This window comes from Rahnella sp. RcJ3, assembly GCF_009498575.1.
Taxonomy (GTDB): Bacteria; Pseudomonadota; Gammaproteobacteria; order Enterobacterales; family Enterobacteriaceae; genus Rahnella; species Rahnella aceris.
Window position 1 is genome coordinate 309,004 of sequence record NZ_QSNX01000002.1, and the last position, 18,074, is coordinate 327,077.

At 54.0% G+C, this 18,074-nt stretch carries 18 protein-coding genes and 1 tRNA gene; 15 read left to right on the plus strand and 4 right to left on the minus strand.

All coding sequences use genetic code 11. The annotated features are described in order from the left end of the window. Positions 1 to 27: 27 nt before the first annotated feature. Both DXU84_RS04105 and DXU84_RS04110 read right to left on the minus strand, forming a co-directional pair. Positions 28 to 102: transfer RNA gene (locus tag DXU84_RS04105), tRNA-Arg, on the minus strand. A gap of 90 nt (positions 103 to 192) precedes the next feature. Further along, entirely contained in the window at positions 193 to 1,110 is a 918-nt protein-coding gene (locus DXU84_RS04110) for a formate/nitrite transporter family protein (RefSeq protein ID WP_013574521.1), read from the minus strand. A 248-nt stretch (positions 1,111 to 1,358) separates the two neighbouring features. Here DXU84_RS04110 and ccmA point away from each other — a divergent pair, with 248 nt between their 5' ends. From ccmA to mlaA, 10 genes are all read left to right on the plus strand, one after another. Next, positions 1,359 to 2,000 carry a cytochrome c biogenesis heme-transporting ATPase CcmA gene (gene ccmA, locus DXU84_RS04115; protein WP_112151228.1) on the plus strand — a complete coding sequence of 214 codons (642 nt, stop codon included), beginning with the start codon at positions 1,359 to 1,361 and terminating at the stop codon, positions 1,998 to 2,000. A gap of 21 nt (positions 2,001 to 2,021) precedes the next feature. Further along, positions 2,022 to 2,681 carry a heme exporter protein CcmB gene (ccmB, locus tag DXU84_RS04120; RefSeq protein ID WP_013574523.1) on the plus strand — a complete coding sequence of 220 codons (660 nt, stop codon included), beginning with the start codon at positions 2,022 to 2,024 and terminating at the stop codon, positions 2,679 to 2,681. Between the two features lie 217 nt (positions 2,682 to 2,898). Beyond that, positions 2,899 to 3,636, plus strand: a complete 738-nt coding sequence (locus DXU84_RS04125; protein WP_013574524.1) for a heme ABC transporter permease — start codon at positions 2,899 to 2,901, stop codon at positions 3,634 to 3,636. Then, entirely contained in the window at positions 3,633 to 3,893 is a 261-nt protein-coding gene (gene ccmD / locus DXU84_RS04130) for a heme exporter protein CcmD (RefSeq protein WP_013574525.1), read from the plus strand. The genes DXU84_RS04125 and ccmD overlap by 4 nt, the downstream gene beginning before the upstream one ends. After that, positions 3,890 to 4,384 carry a cytochrome c maturation protein CcmE gene (gene ccmE, locus DXU84_RS04135; protein ID WP_121019555.1) on the plus strand — a complete coding sequence of 165 codons (495 nt, stop codon included), beginning with the start codon at positions 3,890 to 3,892 and terminating at the stop codon, positions 4,382 to 4,384. Before ccmD ends, ccmE begins: the two co-directional genes overlap by 4 nt. Next, on the plus strand, positions 4,381 to 6,354 hold the full coding sequence (locus DXU84_RS04140) for a heme lyase CcmF/NrfE family subunit (RefSeq protein ID WP_153374913.1): 1,974 nt from the start codon (positions 4,381 to 4,383) through the stop codon (positions 6,352 to 6,354). The genes ccmE and DXU84_RS04140 overlap by 4 nt, the downstream gene beginning before the upstream one ends. After that, a complete protein-coding gene (locus tag DXU84_RS04145) occupies positions 6,351 to 6,902 on the plus strand; it encodes a DsbE family thiol:disulfide interchange protein (RefSeq protein ID WP_013574528.1) in 552 nt (183 codons plus the stop codon). The genes DXU84_RS04140 and DXU84_RS04145 overlap by 4 nt, the downstream gene beginning before the upstream one ends. Next, positions 6,899 to 7,384, plus strand: coding sequence for a cytochrome c-type biogenesis protein (locus DXU84_RS04150; protein WP_013574529.1), 486 nt, complete (start codon positions 6,899 to 6,901; stop codon positions 7,382 to 7,384). Before DXU84_RS04145 ends, DXU84_RS04150 begins: the two co-directional genes overlap by 4 nt. Beyond that, entirely contained in the window at positions 7,381 to 8,595 is a 1,215-nt protein-coding gene (gene ccmI, locus DXU84_RS04155; protein ID WP_131638723.1) for a c-type cytochrome biogenesis protein CcmI, read from the plus strand. The genes DXU84_RS04150 and ccmI overlap by 4 nt, the downstream gene beginning before the upstream one ends. Before the next feature lie 34 nt (positions 8,596 to 8,629). Beyond that, positions 8,630 to 9,397: a phospholipid-binding lipoprotein MlaA gene (gene mlaA, locus DXU84_RS04160; protein ID WP_013574531.1), complete on the plus strand. Its 768-nt coding sequence runs from the start codon at positions 8,630 to 8,632 to the stop codon at positions 9,395 to 9,397. A 67-nt stretch (positions 9,398 to 9,464) separates the two neighbouring features. Here mlaA and fadL read toward each other — a convergent pair whose 3' ends face one another. Continuing rightward, on the minus strand, positions 9,465 to 10,742 hold the full coding sequence (gene fadL, locus DXU84_RS04165; protein WP_013574532.1) for a long-chain fatty acid transporter FadL: 1,278 nt from the start codon (positions 10,740 to 10,742) through the stop codon (positions 9,465 to 9,467). A gap of 416 nt (positions 10,743 to 11,158) precedes the next feature. Between fadL and DXU84_RS04170 the strand changes: the two genes are divergently transcribed. From DXU84_RS04170 to sixA, 4 genes are all read left to right on the plus strand, one after another. Beyond that, positions 11,159 to 11,491, plus strand: a complete 333-nt coding sequence (locus DXU84_RS04170; RefSeq protein WP_013574533.1) for a YfcZ/YiiS family protein — start codon at positions 11,159 to 11,161, stop codon at positions 11,489 to 11,491. Positions 11,492 to 11,810: 319 nt separating this feature from the next. Then, positions 11,811 to 13,124 carry an acetyl-CoA C-acyltransferase FadI gene (gene fadI, locus DXU84_RS04175; protein ID WP_013574534.1) on the plus strand — a complete coding sequence of 438 codons (1,314 nt, stop codon included), beginning with the start codon at positions 11,811 to 11,813 and terminating at the stop codon, positions 13,122 to 13,124. Further along, entirely contained in the window at positions 13,121 to 15,322 is a 2,202-nt protein-coding gene (gene fadJ / locus DXU84_RS04180; protein ID WP_153374915.1) for a fatty acid oxidation complex subunit alpha FadJ, read from the plus strand. Before fadI ends, fadJ begins: the two co-directional genes overlap by 4 nt. Positions 15,323 to 15,743: 421 nt before the next feature. Next, positions 15,744 to 16,232 (plus strand): phosphohistidine phosphatase SixA, encoded by a 489-nt coding sequence (sixA, locus tag DXU84_RS04185; RefSeq protein WP_013574536.1) that lies wholly within the window; start codon positions 15,744 to 15,746, stop codon positions 16,230 to 16,232. An 85-nt stretch (positions 16,233 to 16,317) separates the two neighbouring features. Here the strand turns inward: sixA and smrB are convergent, their stop codons facing one another. Continuing rightward, complete coding sequence (gene smrB, locus DXU84_RS04190) at positions 16,318 to 16,857, minus strand: endonuclease SmrB (RefSeq protein WP_013574537.1); 540 nt, start codon at positions 16,855 to 16,857, stop codon at positions 16,318 to 16,320. A 203-nt stretch (positions 16,858 to 17,060) separates the two neighbouring features. On the opposite strand from smrB, the gene prmB reads away from it, so the two are divergent. Further along, positions 17,061 to 17,993 carry a 50S ribosomal protein L3 N(5)-glutamine methyltransferase gene (prmB, locus tag DXU84_RS04195; protein WP_013574538.1) on the plus strand — a complete coding sequence of 311 codons (933 nt, stop codon included), beginning with the start codon at positions 17,061 to 17,063 and terminating at the stop codon, positions 17,991 to 17,993. The last annotated feature ends 81 nt before the right edge of the window (positions 17,994 to 18,074 follow it).

An 18,074-nucleotide genomic window follows, 5' to 3' on the forward strand; every position in this document is an offset into this window, starting at 1 on the left:
TTTAAGAGATGTAGTGAGAAGTGAAAATGGTGTCCCCTACAGGAATCGAACCTGTAACTAGCCCTTAGGAGGGGCTTGTTATATCCGTTTAACTAAGGAGACACGGGCGCCTGTGGAAAGCGCCCGCGTAGTATACCCATTTTTCTCGTAATAATAAGGCATCAGGCTGCCGTTTGGTCGTTTCCTCGCCACTCAGGGCTTCGCGGCCTCTTTTTTCGCTGCTTCCTGCTCCTCTTTTTTCGCCTTCGCTTTCTTCTGATTACTCATATCGTTGCGGATCTGCGCGTGGCTTATCAGCGCGAAGATAAAGGTGCCGCCGAAGATGTTGCCGGCCAGTGTCGGCAGGGCGAACGGCCAGATAAATTCGTACCAGGGAATGGCGCCCGAGAACACCAGATACAGCACTTCTACCGATCCGACCACGATGTGCGTCAGGTCGCCAATCGCCACCATATACGTCATCAGCATGATCACCCACAGTTTGGCGGTCCCGGCAGAAGGGATCATCCAGACCATGGTGGCAATCAGCCAGCCGGAAACCATACCGCCGACAAACATACCTTCGGGGTCTTTTTTCATGATATCCATGCTGATGGTGCGAAACGCCTCGTCGGTTGCGGTATCGAAAAAGGGCACCAGATGAAACACCAGCGCCGCCAGGCCGCCGCCGATGACGTTACCCGCCAGCACGATGCCCCATAAACGCAGCAACAACAGAATGTTTCTGCCGGTCGGTTTTTGCATGATGGGTAACACGGCAGTAACGGTGTTTTCGGTAAATAACTGCTGGCGCGCCATGATCACAATAATGAACCCGACGGTATAACCGATATTTTCAATGAAGAAACGTTCCGGTGTATCGGGCAGGCGGGCGTGAAGAATGCCTTTCGCCATCAGCGAGGCGCTGATCGACAATCCGGCGGCAATTGCCGACCACAGCAACGCCTGTCCGTCGCGCTCAAGCTCTTTTTCACCTTCCATGCGGATAACTTCGTGAACGGCGGCCGCTTTCGACGGCAAGTTCTCTTCACCGGTCTCGATTTCCTTTCCCTGTGTATGTTCGTCACTGTCAACATCCTTGTCATTGTGATGCTGTTTTTCTCCGGCCATCGTTGTTCCCCAAAAGTAAAGCAAAGTGATTGCAGATATGTTCATGAGTAAGCATAGGCGAGGCAGGTGAATTATGAGCAGGTATACAAAAAAGTTACAAACCGTTAACCCATGAACCTGATGGAACATTTCAGAAGATGTTTGCCGGATTTCAGGCTTTTCAGCCGGGTAAACTGTGCCTCCCTGAGCTGCGTCGCGCCTGACGCCTGTGATATGATGCACACTTGTGAAAAATAAGAGACATCACCATGTTTGAAGCCCTTGATCTGAGCTGTGTTCGTGATGAACGAACCCTGTTTAGCGGCTTAAGTTTCACTATCGAACCGGGCGAAATGGTGCAGATCGAAGGCCGTAACGGTGCCGGTAAAACCAGTTTACTGCGTATTCTTGCCGGGCTGTCCTCTCCGGACGCCGGTGAAGTCCGCTGGCAGGGTGTGAGTACCCGCCGTCAGCGCGATATTTTCCATCAGCAGCTTCTGTACCTCGGCCATCAGCCCGGCGTAAAGTCAGTGCTTACTGCGTTTGAAAACCTTGCCTTTTATCTGTCTGTGAATGGCCCGATGGTCAGAGGTAATGCCAGCGCGGAAGCGATTTATCAGGCGCTGGAAAACGTCGGATTGCTGGGTTATGAAGATGTGACGGTGGGGCAGATGTCCGCCGGGCAGCAACGCCGCGTCGCACTGGCGCGTCTGTGGCTGAGCGATGCGCCGCTATGGATCCTCGATGAACCGCTGACCGCCATTGATAAACAAGGCGTTGCCACACTGATTGCGCTGTTCGAACAGCATGCGCAGCGGGGTGGAATGGTGTTGCTGACAACGCATCAGGATTTGCAGGGTGTTAACCGCGACGTGCGAAAACTTCGTCTGACCAGCGCAGAGCCGGTGTGACGCGAAGGGGATATAAAAGGAATGTTTACGAAAGTCCTGCGCCGCGAACTGAAAATTGCCTTTCGCAAAAGCGCTGAAATTATCAATCCGCTGTGGTTTTTCCTGATTGTGATTACGCTGTTCCCGTTAGGGATCGGCCCTGAGCCTGAACTGCTGGCGCGCATTGCGCCCGGCATTGTCTGGGTCGCCGCGCTGTTATCTTCCCTGCTGGCGCTGGAAAGATTGTTCCGTGATGACTATCTCGATGGCACGCTCGAGCAGCTTCTGTTATTGCCTTCGCCGCTGGCACTCACGGTTCTGGGGAAAGTATGTGCTCACTGGGTGGTGACGGGGTTGCCGTTACTGATCCTTTCACCGCTGATTGCGCTGCTGCTTTCGCTGGATTTTGAGACCTGGAAAGCCGTCGCACTGACGATTTTACTGGGCACGCCGACGCTGAGTTTTATCGGTGCGATTGGTGTGGCGCTGACCGTCGGGCTGCGCAAAGGTGGCGTTCTGCTCAGTCTGCTGGTATTGCCGCTGTATATTCCGGTGCTGATTTTTGCCACCGGCGCGATTGATGCCGCCTCGATGTCGATGCCGATCGGCGGTTATCTCGCCATTCTTGGCGCGATGCTGGCAGGCAGTGCAACGTTAGCGCCTTTTGCCACCGCCGCCGCTTTGAGAGTGAGTATCCACTGACACTTTTTGCCGGTAAAAGGCGATAGCACAGAATTATTTTACGTGTCGTTACAATAGAGAAGAAAAAACGCAACCTTTGACTAACATCACACTTCTCTATAGTGAACAATAGAGCTGCCAATAATAAGTGCGGGTGATTTAACACTGACCGCGCAAGAACCCACCGAGGTTTCACGGCATATCACACAGTGACATTTTAGAGTGAGCAACGATAACAATGTGGAAATGGTTACATCAACTCGCCAGGCCTGAACGGCTTTACCACGTCTGTGGCCGGTTCATTCCCTGGCTCGGGATTGTGGGGCTTGCCTGCCTGCTGATTGGCTGGGTATGGGGTTTTGGCTATGCGCCGCCGGATTACCAGCAAGGTAACAGTTACCGGATTATGTATATTCATGTCCCGGCGGCTATCTGGTCGATGGGGATTTACAGCGGGATGGCGATTGCGGCATTTATCGGCCTGGTGTGGCAGATGAAAATGTCCGATCTGGCGGTAGCGGCAATGGCACCGGTTGGCGCTGTTTTCACCTTTATCGCGCTGGTCACCGGCTCGGCATGGGGCAAACCGATGTGGGGCACCTGGTGGGTGTGGGATGCGCGTCTGACCTCCGAACTGGTGTTACTGTTTCTGTATCTCGGTGTGATAGCGCTGTATAACGCCTTTGATGACCGGCGTCTGGCCGGGCGTGCCGCCGGTATTCTGGTGCTGGTCGGCGTGGTGAATATTCCTATCATCCATTACTCCGTGCAGTGGTGGAATACGCTGCATCAGGGTTCCACCAATATGCAGCAGACCATCGACCCGAGCATGCGTTATCCGCTGCGCTGGGCGATTTTCGGTTACCTGTTCTTCTTTATTACCCTGACGCTGATGCGGTTACGAAACCTGATTTTGGTGCAGGAACGTCTGCGTCCGTGGGTGGCCGGTCTTGTGAATAAGGAGCGTCGCGGATGAGTCCTGCATTCTCAAGCTGGCATGATTTCTTTGCGATGGGCGGCTACGCCTTTTATGTCTGGCTGTCGGTCGCTGCCACGCTGCTCTCGCTGGTTGTGCTGGTGGCGCATACCCTGATTCAGCACCGGCAAATCCTCGGCGACGTCCGTCGTCGTCAGGCACGCGAAAAACGCATCAGTCAGTCTCAGTCTAAAAAACAGCCAGGCGCACAGACGTCACCGCTGGAACCGGACACTTCCCCGGAGAAGTTATTGTGAATCCACGTCGTAAAAAGCGGCTGTCGCTGGCGCTGGTGGTGCTGATCGGTCTTGGTCTGAGCATTTCACTGGTGATGTACGCGCTGCGCTCCAACATTGATTTGTTTTATACACCCGGTGAAATCCTGCAAGGTAAAGGCGAAAACCACGAAATGCCGACGGTGGGCCAGCGCCTGCGTATCGGCGGCATGGTGATGCCCGGCTCCGTGAAACGTGACCCGAAAAGTTTGCAGGTGAGCTTTAAAATTTATGATGCGCGTGGCGCGATTGCCGTGACCTACAACGGCATCCTTCCCGACCTGTTCCGTGAAGGGCAGGGCGTGGTGGCGCAGGGTGTGATGGAACCGGGGAATGTGGTGAATGCCATTCAGGTTCTGGCAAAACACGACGAAAAATATGTGCCGCCGGAAGTTGCCGACGCCATGAAAGAAAACCACAAAGGACCGGCTTCGGCCTACGTGGGTAACGATAAAGGAAACGACCGCTCATGATGCCGGAACTGGGAACATTTGCACTCTGTCTGGCATTAGGGCTGGCGGTATTGCTGAGTATTTATCCGCAGTGGGGCGCCGCACGTCAGGATGGCCGGATGATGGCGATGGCGCGCCCGTTGTCTTACGGCATGTTTGCCTGCATCGCGCTGGCGTTCATTATTCTGGTGCATGCGTTTGTGGTGAATGATTTCACCGTCGCCTATGTTGCTAATAATTCCAACACCCACCTGCCGGTGTATTACCGCGTGGCGGCGACGTGGGGAGCGCACGAAGGTTCGCTGCTGCTGTGGGTGTTATTACTCAGTTGCTGGACGCTTGCCGTGGCGCTGTTTAGCCGCCGTATGCCGCAGGATGCGGTGTCGCGCGTGCTGGCGGTGATGGGCATGATCACCGGCGGTTTCCTGCTGTTTATTCTGCTGACATCCAACCCGTTCATCCGCTCGTTGCCGAATTTCCCGGTGGACGGCAGCGACCTGAATCCGGTGTTACAGGACATCGGCCTGATATTCCATCCGCCATTGCTGTACATGGGGTATGTCGGTTTCTCTGTGGCCTTTGCTTTCGCGATTGCTTCGCTGATGGCAGGGCGTCTGGATACCGCGTGGGCGCGCTGGTCGCGTCCGTGGACACAAGCCGCCTGGGTGTTCCTGACCATCGGTATCGTGCTTGGATCGGCGTGGGCGTATTACGAATTAGGCTGGGGCGGCTGGTGGTTCTGGGATCCGGTTGAAAATGCTTCCTTTATGCCGTGGCTGGCGGGTACGGCGCTGATCCACTCGCTCGCCGTCACCGAAAAACGCGGGACGTTCAAAGCCTGGACGGTGCTGCTGGCCATCACTGCGTTCTCGCTGTGTCTGCTCGGGACTTTCCTGGTGCGCTCCGGCGTGCTGGTCTCGGTTCACTCGTTTGCCTCTGATCCGGCACGCGGCATGTTTATTCTCGCGTATCTGGTCATTGTGATCGGCGGTTCGCTGCTGCTGTACGCCTTTAAAGGTAACTCGGTGCGTGCTCCGAGCCGTCACGAACTGCATTCCCGCGAAAGTTATTTGCTGGGCAATAACGTATTGCTGGTAGCGGCGATGCTGGTGGTGCTGCTTGGTACGCTGCTGCCGCTTATCCACAAACAGCTCGGGCTGGGCAGTATTTCTATCGGTGAACCTTTCTTTAATACGATGTTTACCTGGCTGATGGCGCCGCTGGCGCTGTTGTTAGGCATCGGACCACTGGTGCGCTGGCGTCGTGATGAGCCCAGCAAACTGTGGCGTCGTCTGGGCGTGGCGCTGGTCGTCACGCTGGTACTGTCGATTCTTCTGCCGTGGTGGTTGCAGGATAAAATCGTCGGTATGACCGTGGTGGGAATGCTGATGTCGGTGTGGGTGATTGTGCTGACGCTGATGGAACTGCACGAACGCGCCACGCACCGTCACTCATTCTGGCGCGGTCTGACCAAACTTTCCCGCAGTCACTGGGGCATGGTGCTCGGCCATCTGGGTGTTGCGGTGACGGTGATCGGCATCGCGTTTAGCCAGAATTATAGCGTTGAACGTGATGTGCGCATGAAGTCCGGCGATACCGTGGATATTCATGATTATCACTTTATCTTCCGCGACGTTCGCGACATCACCGGCCCGAACTATACCGGCGGTGAGGCGAATATTGATGTGACGCAGAACGGCAAGCAAGTCACCACGCTGCACGCCGAAAAACGCTTCTACAGCGTGGCGCGCAGCATGATGACCGAAGCGGCTATCGACGGCAATCTGGCGCGTGACCTGTATGCGGCGCTCGGCGAAGAGATGGACGATGGCTCGTGGGCGGTGCGTTTTTACTACAAACCTTTTGTCCGCTGGATCTGGCTCGGTGGCCTGTTTATGGCGGCCGGTGGCGTGCTGTGTATTCTCGACCCGCGTTATCGCATGAGTAAAAAGCTTAAGAAGCAAGGTCTGACGGAGGCTGAAGAAGCATGAACCGTAAACTTCTCTTTATTCCGCTGATTTTGTTCCTGGCGCTGGCCGCGGCTTTTCTGGTGCAACTGACCCGCAATGCCAACGGCGATGATCCGACGCTGCTGGAATCAGCCCTGATTGGCAAACCGGTGCCGGTGTTCAAACTGGAATCGCTGGCGCAGGCGGGCAAAACCTACGATCAGTCGGTGCTGCGCGATGGCAAACCGATGCTGCTCAACGTCTGGGCGACGTGGTGTCCGACCTGCCGCGCCGAACATGATTATCTCAATACGCTGGCGGCAAAAGGTGTCCGTGTGGTCGGCCTGAACTACAAAGACGACCGGCAGAAAGCGGTCAACTGGCTGAACACACTGGGCAATCCTTACATGCTGAGTCTTTACGACGGCGACGGCATGCTGGGGTTAGATCTGGGTGTTTATGGCGCGCCGGAAACCTTCCTGATCGACGGGCAGGGCATTATCCGCTATCGCCATGCCGGTGACTTAAATGAAAAAGTCTGGCAGACCGAAGTTCTGCCGCTGTACAAAAAATACGGAGGCAATGTATGAGACTGATTTCATCGCTGCCTGCGTTGTTGCTGGGCATGTTGCTGAGTGTCAGCGCGTTCGCCTCCATCGACACGTATCAGTTCAAATCGCCGGAACAGGAACAGGCTTACCGGGACATCACGGCGCAGTTGCGTTGCCCGAAATGTCAGAACACCAATATTGCCGCGTCGGATTCGATCATCGCCGCCGATATGCGTACCAAGGTGTTTCAGTTGCTTAATGAAGGGCAGGACAGACAGCAAATCGTCGCGTATATGGTGGCGCGTTATGGCAATTTCGTGACTTACGAACCGCCGGTCACGCCCTCTACCTTTATTTTGTGGCTCGGGCCGGTGCTGGTCATTGTTATCGGCGCAGGCATGATTTTTATGCGTTCCCGCCGGGGTGCTGCGCGCACTGAAAACACGGCCACATCAATGTCAGAACAAGAGAGACAGCGCCTGGCGCAGTTACTTAAAGACAGCGACAGGAAAGGATCATGAGCATTTTTTGGCTGTGCATTGTAGTGATGCTGGTTATTGCACTGGCGCTGTTTATCGTGCCGGTTATCCGTGGCGACCGCGCGGAACACACTTCCCGCGATGCGCTGAATAAAGCGTTTTATCATCACCGTTTGACTGAGCTGGAAGAAGACGAAGCGCAGGGCGTGGTGGACGAACGTCCGGCGCATATTCAGGAATTGCAGGAAAACTTACTGACTGATATTCCGGCGGGTCAGGTGTCCGCCGCCATTCAGCCGATTGGTCGCTGGACGCTGGTGCCCGGTGCTATTTTGCTGGTGATGATCACGCTCGGTTTGTATCTCTACGCCGGTGGTCTGGGGCAGGTGAGTGCGTGGAATCAGGTCATGCAGCGTATGCCCGATTTACGCCATCGCATTGCCGATGACCACGGCGCGCCGCTGACCGCCACCGACGTGCAGGATTTAGGGCTCGGATTGCGTACCGATTTGCAGGCAAATCCGCATAATATCCAGGACTGGGTGATGCTTGGCCGTGTAGGGATGGCGCTCAATAATGCCGCCACCGCCACGCAGGCTTATGCCCACGCTTATCAGCTCGCGCCGGATGATATGTCAGTCAAACTCGGTTATGCCGAAGTGTTAACCCGTTCGTCCGATCCGCAGGATAACCTTACCGGCGGCAACCTTTTGCGCAGTATGCTGGAAAAATCTCAGGGTGATCTGCGTGTATTAAGTCTGCTGGCCTATAATGAATATGAACAGGGACACTACCCGCAAGCCATTGGCGCGTGGGAAGTTATGCAGAAAATCCTGCCAGCCGGTGACAAACGCCTGGAAATGGTCAACGCCAGCATTGCGCAGGCAAAACAAAAAGCGGGGCTGGATCAGGTTAAACTGTCGGTCAATGTCACGCTTTCTGCTGAGGCTCAGGTGAAACTTCCGCAGAATGGCACGGTCTTTATTTCGGTGACTGATGGCAGCAGTCCGGTGCCGGTTGCGGTGAAAAAGCTGCCGCTGAGCCGCTTCCCGCTGGCGATCACCGTCGATGACAGCAACGCAATGATGCCGGAACGCTTGCTTTCTTCGCTGCATCAATTAAAAGTACGCGTTCGTATTTCACAAAATGGTCTGGCAACGCCAGCCTCAGGTGACTGGTACGGCGACAGTCCGCTGACTGATTTTTCCGGCAACGGTCAGGTCAGCATTGAGATTAATCAGCAGGTTCCTTAATCAGGAACCGACGATCAAAAACAGGGAGATATCCATGAACTTACGCCTGACTGGGCTGGCGTTTGCGACAGTTTTACTGGTCGGTTGTGCCGGCACATCCGGATCATCGGACAGCGAACAGCAGGGACGTTCTGATCCGCTCGAAGGTTTCAACCGGGTGATGTTCGACTTCAACTATAACTATATGGATCCGTATCTTGTGCGCCCTGTCGCGGTGGCGTGGCGTGATTACGTGCCGCAACCGGCGCGTAACGGTACCAGCAACTTCCTGAGCAACCTGGATGAACCGGCCAGCATGGTTAACTCCTTGCTGAAAGGCGATCCGTACCGTGCAGCGATCCACTTTAACCGCTTCTTCCTGAACACCATTTTAGGGATGGGGGGACTGATCGACGTCGCCGGGATGGCGAACCCGAAACTGGCGCGTGAAGAGGCGCAGGGCTTTGGCAGCACGCTTGGCCATTACGGCGTGGGTTACGGCCCGTATGTGGTTCTGCCAGGTTACGGCAGCGCGACAATTCGTGATGAAGGCGGTGATCTGGTTGATGATTTGTATCCGATGCTCAGCTATCTGACATTCTGGATGTCAGCCGGTAAATGGGTACTGGAAGGGGTGGAAACCCGTGCAGAACTGCTCGATTCTGATGGCCTGATCCGTAACTCTTCTGATCCGTATCTGTTTATACGTGAGGCTTACTTCCAGCGTCATGATTTCCTGGCAAGAGGCGGTCAGCTGATGCCGCAGGAAAACCCGAACGCCGCACTGATTCAGGGCGACCTGAAAGATATCGACTCGGAATAACCGTTCCGGACACACAAAAAAAGCGCCTTCTGGCGCTTTTTTTATATCAGGCGTATCACTCAGTTCATCAGAAGCTGTAGTTAAAGTTCGCGCCGTACAGCATGGCGGTCCCTTTGGCCTGGTATTCGTAATTCGGTACACCATCAGCGACTTTCTCACTGATGTTCACCGTCTGGCCATGCATATAGGAGACACCGACGTCCACAGATGCGTCTTTATTGAAGGCGTAAGTGGTACCGGCTGAAATCCAGAAGCGATCCTGATCCGGGATAGAAATGGTGCGGTTATCTGCCGGAACCGGGCTGTCATCAAAGGCGATACCGGTACGGAACGTCCAGTTATCGTCATAGTAGTAGGTGGTACCCAACGCGATGCGGTAAGCATCATGAAAGCCTTCATCTTTCTGGAACAGCGTCTGGCCGTTAGAACCGGTGGCTTTCAGCTCCTGGAACTGGCTCCAGCTGGTGTAAGCCAGGCTGTAGTGAATCGCCCATTTTGGTGCCACACGGTTATAACCGGACACTTCCCACATTTCTGGCAGGTTCAGGGTCAGGGAACCCGGAACAGTTTGACCGCCAGTCCCGCCTAAGGCTTTTGGAATGCCGTTGCGGTATTCGCCATCGAAGTCAATTTTGACTTCAGAACGGTAGGTGAAGCCGTAGCGGTTATTATCATCCACTTCATACAGGATACCGGCGTTCCAGCCGTAGCCCCACTCATTGCCTTTCAGCTTGGCGGCTTCCGTATCCGCAGGCAGCCGGCCACCGGTTTGAATTGGCACCAGTTCACCGGCGGTACGACGGAATTTAGCTTTCGCGTAAACGGCATCAAAGCCCAGGCCGAAGCTGAAATGCTGGTTCAAACGGTAAGCAACGCTTAAGTTAGTGTTGACGGTAGTGAGGTCAGTTTCGCCGCCGATCGGGCCTGCCGGATAATTATCGCTGAATTCTGTCGCCAGACCATAGTTTGACGTAGCTGATGCACCGACGGCCCATTGATCATTGAGCGGCATAATAAAGTGCAGGTTCGGTACCCACTGATTCGGTGCAATGTTATCCGCATCAGTGCTCTGACCTGTAACCGGCGAGTTGCCCGTCACTTTGACATCCGGGTCGATATAAATCGCGCCCGCGGAGAAGGAAGGACGATCAAACATGGTCATGGTTGCCGGGTTACGGCTCCCGGATGCCGCGGTGTCAGCGATGGCACCTTCACCCGAGAAAGAGCGACCTAAACCCGCAGCGGTATATTCATTTAACTGAAAACCTGCTGCATATACGTTGGAGGAAACAATTGCCACTGCAGCTGCCAGAGCTGATCTTTTAAACAGGTTTTTCTGGTTCATGACCAAAACCTCAATTTTATGTTTTTTATCAAACAATGTTACATGGAGTAACAATGAGCGCGGGATTGTAGGGTCCGTTATCAGTCTGACAAATCAGACCAGTGAGCGAAGTATAGGTCTGACCTGTGGTGAAGTTGCAATAATGTTTCGTTGATATTTCTTATTTGATGCAAGAAATTGGATCTGCTTAACAAAAAACAAACAATAAAAGTTCAATTAAGAAACGTTAAAGTGAGAACAATAACGCTGTAATCATCGATTACTTACATATACGTGATCTGGATCACCTGAAAGGCACATAATAAGTAAGTGCTAGTGTGTTGTCAGAGAGGTGGCGTAAAATACAGGCTGGAAATAAAACTTTATTCGCAAACAGGCCAGACGGTGGATGTTGCCGTTGGTGCCGGGGAGAAATTATGTCTGACGTAACCATGTCCTCTAAATCCACTCAACCTCTGCATTCCATCAACAAATGTGGTGCGGAAGAAACCGCAGCCTGCTGTTGTGTAGATGTGGGTACCATCATGGACAACACTGATTGCACTGCTTCTTACAGCCGCGTTTTCGAAACCGAAGCCCAGGCGAAAGAAACCCTGCAAGCCCTGACCGAACGTGCTCGCGGCGTAGAATCTGAGCCGTGCGAAATCACCAGCCGTATCGAAAAAGTGGCAGGCGGTGTTGAACTGAATATCGATTTTACTTTCAGCTGTCAGGCTGAAACGATGATCTTCCAGCTCGGGCTGCGTTAATCCCCGTCATACTTTGAGCCGCAGATGCGTTGGCTGCACTCAGTAACCCGAATCACTGACTTATGTCAGCTCATCGGGATTACTTCGATTGCCGCCTTCCTGCGACTCAAATTATTTAGGGGAAGTTGTAATACCGCTTAAATAAGCGGTATTTTTTTGTCTGCTATTTCTGCCTGCCGCCTTTCTTCTCATTCTTATTTCAGAAAAATTTGCTGTTGCTCGCACTTCATTGCCTTTCACTTTGCCAAATGTAAATACATAGTTAAAACTGAGTTATCAGGTCTGACCTCTTAGGACCCTATTTTTCTCAGGAGCTCGTATGAATAACGTTATTCCACTGGTGACGCGTGAGGGCGATCGCATTGCGATTGTCGACGGCTTGCGCACGCCGTTTGCCAAACAGGCCACCGCTTATCACGGCATTCCTGCTGTCGATCTCGGCAAAATTGTGGTCAGTGAGCTGCTGGCAAAAAGTGGGATAGACCCGAAGCACATCGACCAGCTGGTTTTCGGCCAGGTAGTCCAGATGCCGGAAGCGCCGAATATCGCCCGCGAAATTGTGCTCGGCACCGGCATGAATGTGTCGACCGATGCGTACAGCGTTTCACGTGCCTGCGCCACCAGTTTTCAGGCGGTCGCCAACGTGGCCGAAAGCATTATGAGCGGCATGGTGCAGGTCGGGATCGCAGGCGGAGCGGATTCTTCTTCAGTACTGCCGATTGGCGTCAGCAAACGTCTCGCCCGCGCCCTGGTGGATGTTAATAAAGCGCGCACTCTGTCGCAGCGCCTTTCCATTTTCAGCAAACTGAAACTGCGTGATTTATTGCCGGTGCCGCCGGCAGTAGCCGAATATTCTACCGGTCTGCGCATGGGGGATACCGCTGAGCAGATGGCGAAAAGCCACAATATCAGCCGTGCGCAGCAGGATGAGCTGGCGCACCGTTCTCATACGCTGGCTGCACAGGCGTGGGAGCAGGGTTATTTAAGCTCGCAGGTGATGGCAGCGCAGATTCCGCCTTACCGCGAAGTGCTGCAAAAAGACAACAACATCCGCCTGAATTCTGAAATCAGCCAGTACGCCAAATTACGTCCGGCGTTTGACCGCAAACACGGCACTGTTACCGCTGCCACCAGCACGCCGCTGACTGACGGTGCGGCGGCGGTATTAATGATGAGTGAATCCCGTGCGCGTGAACTGGGCCTTGAACCTCTCGGCTACCTGAAAAGTTTCGCATTTGCTGCCATCGACGTCTGGGAAGATATGCTTCTCGGGCCTGCTTATGCCACGCCGCTGGCGCTGGACCGCGCAGGGCTGACGCTGGGTGATTTGGATCTTATCGATATGCACGAAGCGTTTGCCGCGCAGACGCTGGCGAATATCAAAATGTTAGCCAGTGATGAATTCGCCCGCGAAAAACTCGGGCGCAGTCAGGCAGTTGGCGAAATAGACTGGGATAAATTCAATGTTCTGGGCGGTTCACTGGCCTACGGACATCCTTTTGCGGCCACCGGCGCACGCATGATTACGCAAACGCTGCACGAATTACGCCGTCGGGGAGGCCGTTACGGGCTGACGACGGCTTGCGCAGCGGGCGGCCTGGGTGCGGCAATGATTCTGGAGGCCGCGCAATGAGAGATAATATGGAAAATCTGAATCCGGCAGATACGGAAGCTGCCGAACCGGCTTCTGCTTTTTCGCTGATGTTTACTGCTGAACACGTGGGGATTATCACCATCGATGTTCCCGGTGAAAAAGTGAATACCTTAAGGGCTGAATTTGCTCAGCAAATCTGTGCCATTTTGCAAAAAGCGCAGCAGTATCCCAATCTGAAAGGTCTGGTGCTGATTTCCGGCAAACCGGACTCGTTCATTGCCGGTGCGGATATCACGATGATTTCCGGTTGCCGGACCGCTGCCGAAGCCAGTGAACTGGCGCAAAAGGGCCAGACGGTGATGTCGCAGATTGCGTCCTTTTCCGTGCCGGTGGTGGCGGCCATTCATGGTAGCTGTCTCGGCGGTGGTCTGGAACTGGCGCTGGCGTGCCATGCCCGCGTGTGTTCGCTGGATGAAAAAACGCAACTCGGCCTGCCGGAAGTACAACTGGGTTTACTGCCGGGTTCCGGGGGTACGCAGCGGCTTCCGCGGCTTATCGGCGCGCCTAAAGCGCTGGAGTTGATGTTAACCGGTCGCAGTGTTCGCGCGAAGCAGGCGCTGAGAATGGGGCTGGTGGATGACGCAGTACCGTATTCTATTTTGCTGCAAACGGCGCTGGAACGTGTGGCAAAAGGACGTAAATCACGTCCGCCATTGCCGTGGCAGGCGCGTCTGGCCGGTGGTCCGTTGGGCAAAAGTTTGCTGTTCCATTTTGTACGCAAACAGACGCAGGCAAAAACGCACGGCAATTATCCTGCCACCGAAAAAATCATAGATGTGGTGAAAACCGGGCTGGATCAGGGCAGTGGTAGCGGCTATCAGGCGGAAGCTAAAGCTTTTGGCGAGCTGGTGATGACCCCGGAATCTGCGGCATTGCGCGGCCTGTTTTTCGCCTCCACCGCGCTGAAAAAAGAAAAGGGCGGCGATGCCGAACCCTTGCCGGTTCGCCGTGCAGGTATTCTCGGTGGTGGCCTGATGGGCGGCGGTATCGCGAATGTGACTGCCACCAAAGCCGGTCTGCCGGTGCGTATTAAAGACATTAATCACGAAGGCATCCGTCATGCCCTGAAATACAGCTGGGATTTGCTGGAGAAAAAGGTGCGAGGCCGCAGGTTGACCCGCAACGAACAGCAACGGCAGATGATGCTGATTTCCGGCACCACGGATTACAGCGGTTTTGCGCAGATTGATATCGTGGTGGAAGCGGTGTTTGAGGATTTATTGCTCAAGCAAGCCATGGTGGCAGAAATCGAGCAAAATGCTGCCCCCCATACGATTTTTGCCTCAAACACCTCTTCTCTGCCCATTCATAAGATTGCAGAGCAGGCTGACAGGCCGGAACAGGTGATCGGACTGCACTATTTCAGCCCGGTGGATAAAATGCCGCTGGTGGAAGTGATCCCGCATGCGGGCACCAGTGCGCAGACGATTTCGACAACGGTCTCGCTGGCCAGGAAACAGGGGAAAACGGCGATTGTGGTGGGCGACAGTGCCGGATTCTACGTAAACCGCATTCTTGCGCCTTACATCAATGAAGCGGCGCGTTGCTTACTGGCTGGTGAACCGGTCGATCACATCGACAAAGCGCTGGTGAATTTTGGTTTCCCGGTCGGGCCCATCCAGTTGCTGGATGAAGTGGGCATTGATGTCGGCACAAAAATTGGTCCGATTCTGGTGGATGCTTTTGGTGAGCGTTTTGCCGCACCCTCCGGTTTTGATGCAGTGCTGAAAGACGACCGAAAAGGGCGTAAGAACGGTAAAGGTTTCTACCTTTACGGGCAGAAAGGGCGGGCGGCGAAGAAGAAACAGGTCGATCCGGCGATTTACCGTCTGCTGAATGTTACGCCAAAAGTGCAGCAATCAGAAGATGAGATCGCCCACCGTTGTGTGATGCTGATGCTCAACGAAGCCGTACGTTGTCTGGATGAAAACGTGATCCGCAGTGCGCGGGATGGCGATCTTGGTGCCGTGTTCGGAATTGGCTTCCCGCCATTCCTTGGGGGACCGTTCCGTTACATGGACCAGTTGGGCATCGCCAGTGTGGTGAAGACACTGGAGCGACTGGCGCATCAGTATGGTGAGCGCTTCACCCCATGCGAAGGGCTATTACGTCGGGCGCATCAGGGAGAACGGTTCTGTTCAGATAGCGGGACAGGCGATAAGGTCAGTAAAGTGTGATTGTGGTCACTGCTTATTGCTGAGTTTCGCGAGAATCTGGAACGGATCATGCTTCATGCTTGCAGTCAGACAAATGCCCGCGGGATCTTTTTTATGGTGGGAATGACTTTGTACAGAAACAATCCCAAGCGATTGATCTACAACCTGAGTGGTTAAAAAATCGCCTGAATAGTTTACAAGCGGTAAGGGTTGGTGTAAAAAACAGCGTTTTCTTTACGTGAAGTTTCAGGCAAAATGCCCGACCGCTGATGCTTACCATGCAAAGCATGTGGGCACAGCGCGTTAAGTGGATGTACTGCCTGACAGCTATCTTGTAATGAGAGACATCAATCAGACAGTGATTGAAATGCTGGGCAATGGGTAATACAGCACGCAAGGCGTTTCTGTATGGCGCTATTTTTGTTAACAAAAGCGGTGCAATATGCAAGTTGTAATCATGCGTCACGGTGATGCAGTTCTCGAAGCTGCAAGCGATTCAGTTCGCCCCTTAAGCGAATGCGGATGTGACGAATCAGTACATATGGCTGCCTGGCTGAATGGCCGTGGCGTCAAAATTGACCGCGTTCTGGTCAGTCCGTACCTGCGTGCGCAGCAGACGCTTGAAAAAGTGCGCCAGTGTCTGGCGCTGCCTGAAAACGTTGAGATTGATATTCTGAAAGAACTGACACCGGGCGGAGATCCTGCTGTGGTCGCCAGTGAACTGCAGCATCTGGCGCTGACCGGCGTCAGCGCGGTACTGGTGGTATCTCACCTGCCGCTGGTCGGTTATCTGGTGGCAGAGCTGTGTCCGGGTGTTTGCCCCCCGATGTTCGCCACTTCCGCGATGGCAAGTGTTGAACTGAACGGTGAAACCGGGCAGGGGACTTTCGACTGGCAGTTCAGCCCATGCCAGGTGATGGCTAAGGTTTAGTTTTCCGGGACGGAAAACTAAACAAAGAAAGGCACAGCTTCTGCTGTGCCTTTCTCGTTTCTGGATATCGGTGTTGAGTTTGCGGTCAGCTGATTTTGTCGTCCAGCTCCACCAGCACCAGCAAAGCGGCGTTGCCGCCGAACTCTTTTGGGGCCTGATGGAAGGCTTCGACATCAGGATGCTGTGCCAGCCACAGCGGAGTTTGCTGCTTGAGAATATGTTTGCCGTGACCGTGCATTACGCAGGCGCAATGCACATGCTCGCGGCGGCAGGCGGCGATCAGCGCGCCCAGTTCCTGCTTAGCTTCTTTCTGTGTTAAACCATGTAAATCCAGAAACAGTTCGGGTGAATAATCCCCGCGGCGCAATTTTTTCAATTCGAAATGACTGACGTCAGGCCGGATATGGCGAACCGGGCCTTCTTCCTGCAACATCGGCTGGAATTCATCGGAAAAATAATAACTCGCGTCCACCTGTTCCTGAATCAGCTTTTTAGGCGACAGTTCTGATACCTTTTTCCGTAGCGGGCGGTGAGTAATCGTATCGTTTTTCAGGCGCTTGATGCCCGGAACAGCCTCGCGGAATAACGCCGCTTCCTCGGGGCTGAGCAGGTGTTTTTTCTTCATTTTTTTATCGTCATTTTCGTTCAATACAGACAGTGTACCTTCCGTCCCCCTGCGGTTTAAAGAAAACTCAGGGTTAAATTCTTCGAGACATCGCGCAAGTGCGTTGACTAGCTGCTGATTTGTGGCAGGCTTCGTGGCAAACTATGCGGCAAATAATGGGTTAAACGTCTGTTAAAAACCCGTGCACTGCCTGGAGAATAAAATTGGACAAAATTTTCGTCGACGAAGCTGTCAGTGAACTGCATACCATTCAGGATATGCTGCGCTGGACCGTCAGCCGCCTGAACGCGGCCAATGTCTATTACGGTCACGGCACCGATAATCCGTGGGACGAAGCAGTGCAACTGGTCTTGCCAAGCGTGTTTTTGCCGCTGGACATTCCTGAAGATATGCACACCGCGCGCCTGACATCCAGTGAGCGCCACCGCATTGTTGAACGAGTCATCCGCCGCGTTAATGAGCGTGTTCCGGTTGCCTATCTGACTAACAAAGCCTGGTTCTGTGACATGGAATTCTATGTCGATGAACGCGTACTGGTGCCCCGTTCGCCAATTGGTGAGCTGATCAGCAACCGTTTTTCCGGCATTCTGAGCGAACAGCCCCAACACATTCTGGATATGTGTACCGGCAGCGGCTGCATTGCCATTGCCTGCGCTTACGCGTTCCCTGAAACCGAAGTCGATGCCGTCGACATTTCTGCCGACGCGCTGGCCGTGGCGGAGCGCAATATCGACACGCACGGTATCGAGAACTGGGTCACGCCAATCCGCTCTGACCTGTTCCGCGAATTGCCGCCGCTGCAATACGACCTGATTGTCACCAATCCGCCGTATGTGGACGAAGAAGACATGTCAGATTTGCCGCAGGAATACCGCCACGAGCCGGTTCTGGGTCTGGCTTCCGGCAGCGACGGTCTGAAACTGACCCGCCGCATTCTGGCCTGCGCGCCGGATTACCTGACCGATAACGGCGTACTGATTTGCGAAGTGGGCAACAGCATGGTGCATCTGATGGAACAGTATCCTCAGATCCCGTTCACCTGGCTGGAATTTGAAAACGGCGGCGACGGTGTCTTTATGCTGACTAAACAGCAGCTCGTCGATTGTGCCGAAGAGTTCCGCGCATACCGCGACTGATATACCCGTCATCGCTGACAATCATGACCGGTGTTGTGCCGGTCATTCAGAAAACAATCAACATAATGGTTAAGGAGCCGT

Coding starts and splice junctions, on each gene's coding strand:
- DXU84_RS04110 (WP_013574521.1), bottom strand. CDS start 1,110: ATGGCCGGAGAAAAACAGCATCACAATGACAAGGATGTTGACAGTGAC.
- ccmA (WP_112151228.1), top strand. CDS start 1,359: ATGTTTGAAGCCCTTGATCTGAGCTGTGTTCGTGATGAACGAACCCTG.
- ccmB (WP_013574523.1), top strand. CDS start 2,022: ATGTTTACGAAAGTCCTGCGCCGCGAACTGAAAATTGCCTTTCGCAAA.
- DXU84_RS04125 (WP_013574524.1), top strand. CDS start 2,899: ATGTGGAAATGGTTACATCAACTCGCCAGGCCTGAACGGCTTTACCAC.
- ccmD (WP_013574525.1), top strand. CDS start 3,633: ATGAGTCCTGCATTCTCAAGCTGGCATGATTTCTTTGCGATGGGCGGC.
- DXU84_RS04140 (WP_153374913.1), top strand. CDS start 4,381: ATGATGCCGGAACTGGGAACATTTGCACTCTGTCTGGCATTAGGGCTG.
- DXU84_RS04145 (WP_013574528.1), top strand. CDS start 6,351: ATGAACCGTAAACTTCTCTTTATTCCGCTGATTTTGTTCCTGGCGCTG.
- DXU84_RS04150 (WP_013574529.1), top strand. CDS start 6,899: ATGAGACTGATTTCATCGCTGCCTGCGTTGTTGCTGGGCATGTTGCTG.
- ccmI (WP_131638723.1), top strand. CDS start 7,381: ATGAGCATTTTTTGGCTGTGCATTGTAGTGATGCTGGTTATTGCACTG.
- mlaA (WP_013574531.1), top strand. CDS start 8,630: ATGAACTTACGCCTGACTGGGCTGGCGTTTGCGACAGTTTTACTGGTC.
- fadL (WP_013574532.1), bottom strand. CDS start 10,742: ATGAACCAGAAAAACCTGTTTAAAAGATCAGCTCTGGCAGCTGCAGTG.
- DXU84_RS04170 (WP_013574533.1), top strand. CDS start 11,159: ATGTCTGACGTAACCATGTCCTCTAAATCCACTCAACCTCTGCATTCC.
- fadI (WP_013574534.1), top strand. CDS start 11,811: ATGAATAACGTTATTCCACTGGTGACGCGTGAGGGCGATCGCATTGCG.
- fadJ (WP_153374915.1), top strand. CDS start 13,121: ATGAGAGATAATATGGAAAATCTGAATCCGGCAGATACGGAAGCTGCC.
- sixA (WP_013574536.1), top strand. CDS start 15,744: ATGCAAGTTGTAATCATGCGTCACGGTGATGCAGTTCTCGAAGCTGCA.
- smrB (WP_013574537.1), bottom strand. CDS start 16,857: ATGAAGAAAAAACACCTGCTCAGCCCCGAGGAAGCGGCGTTATTCCGC.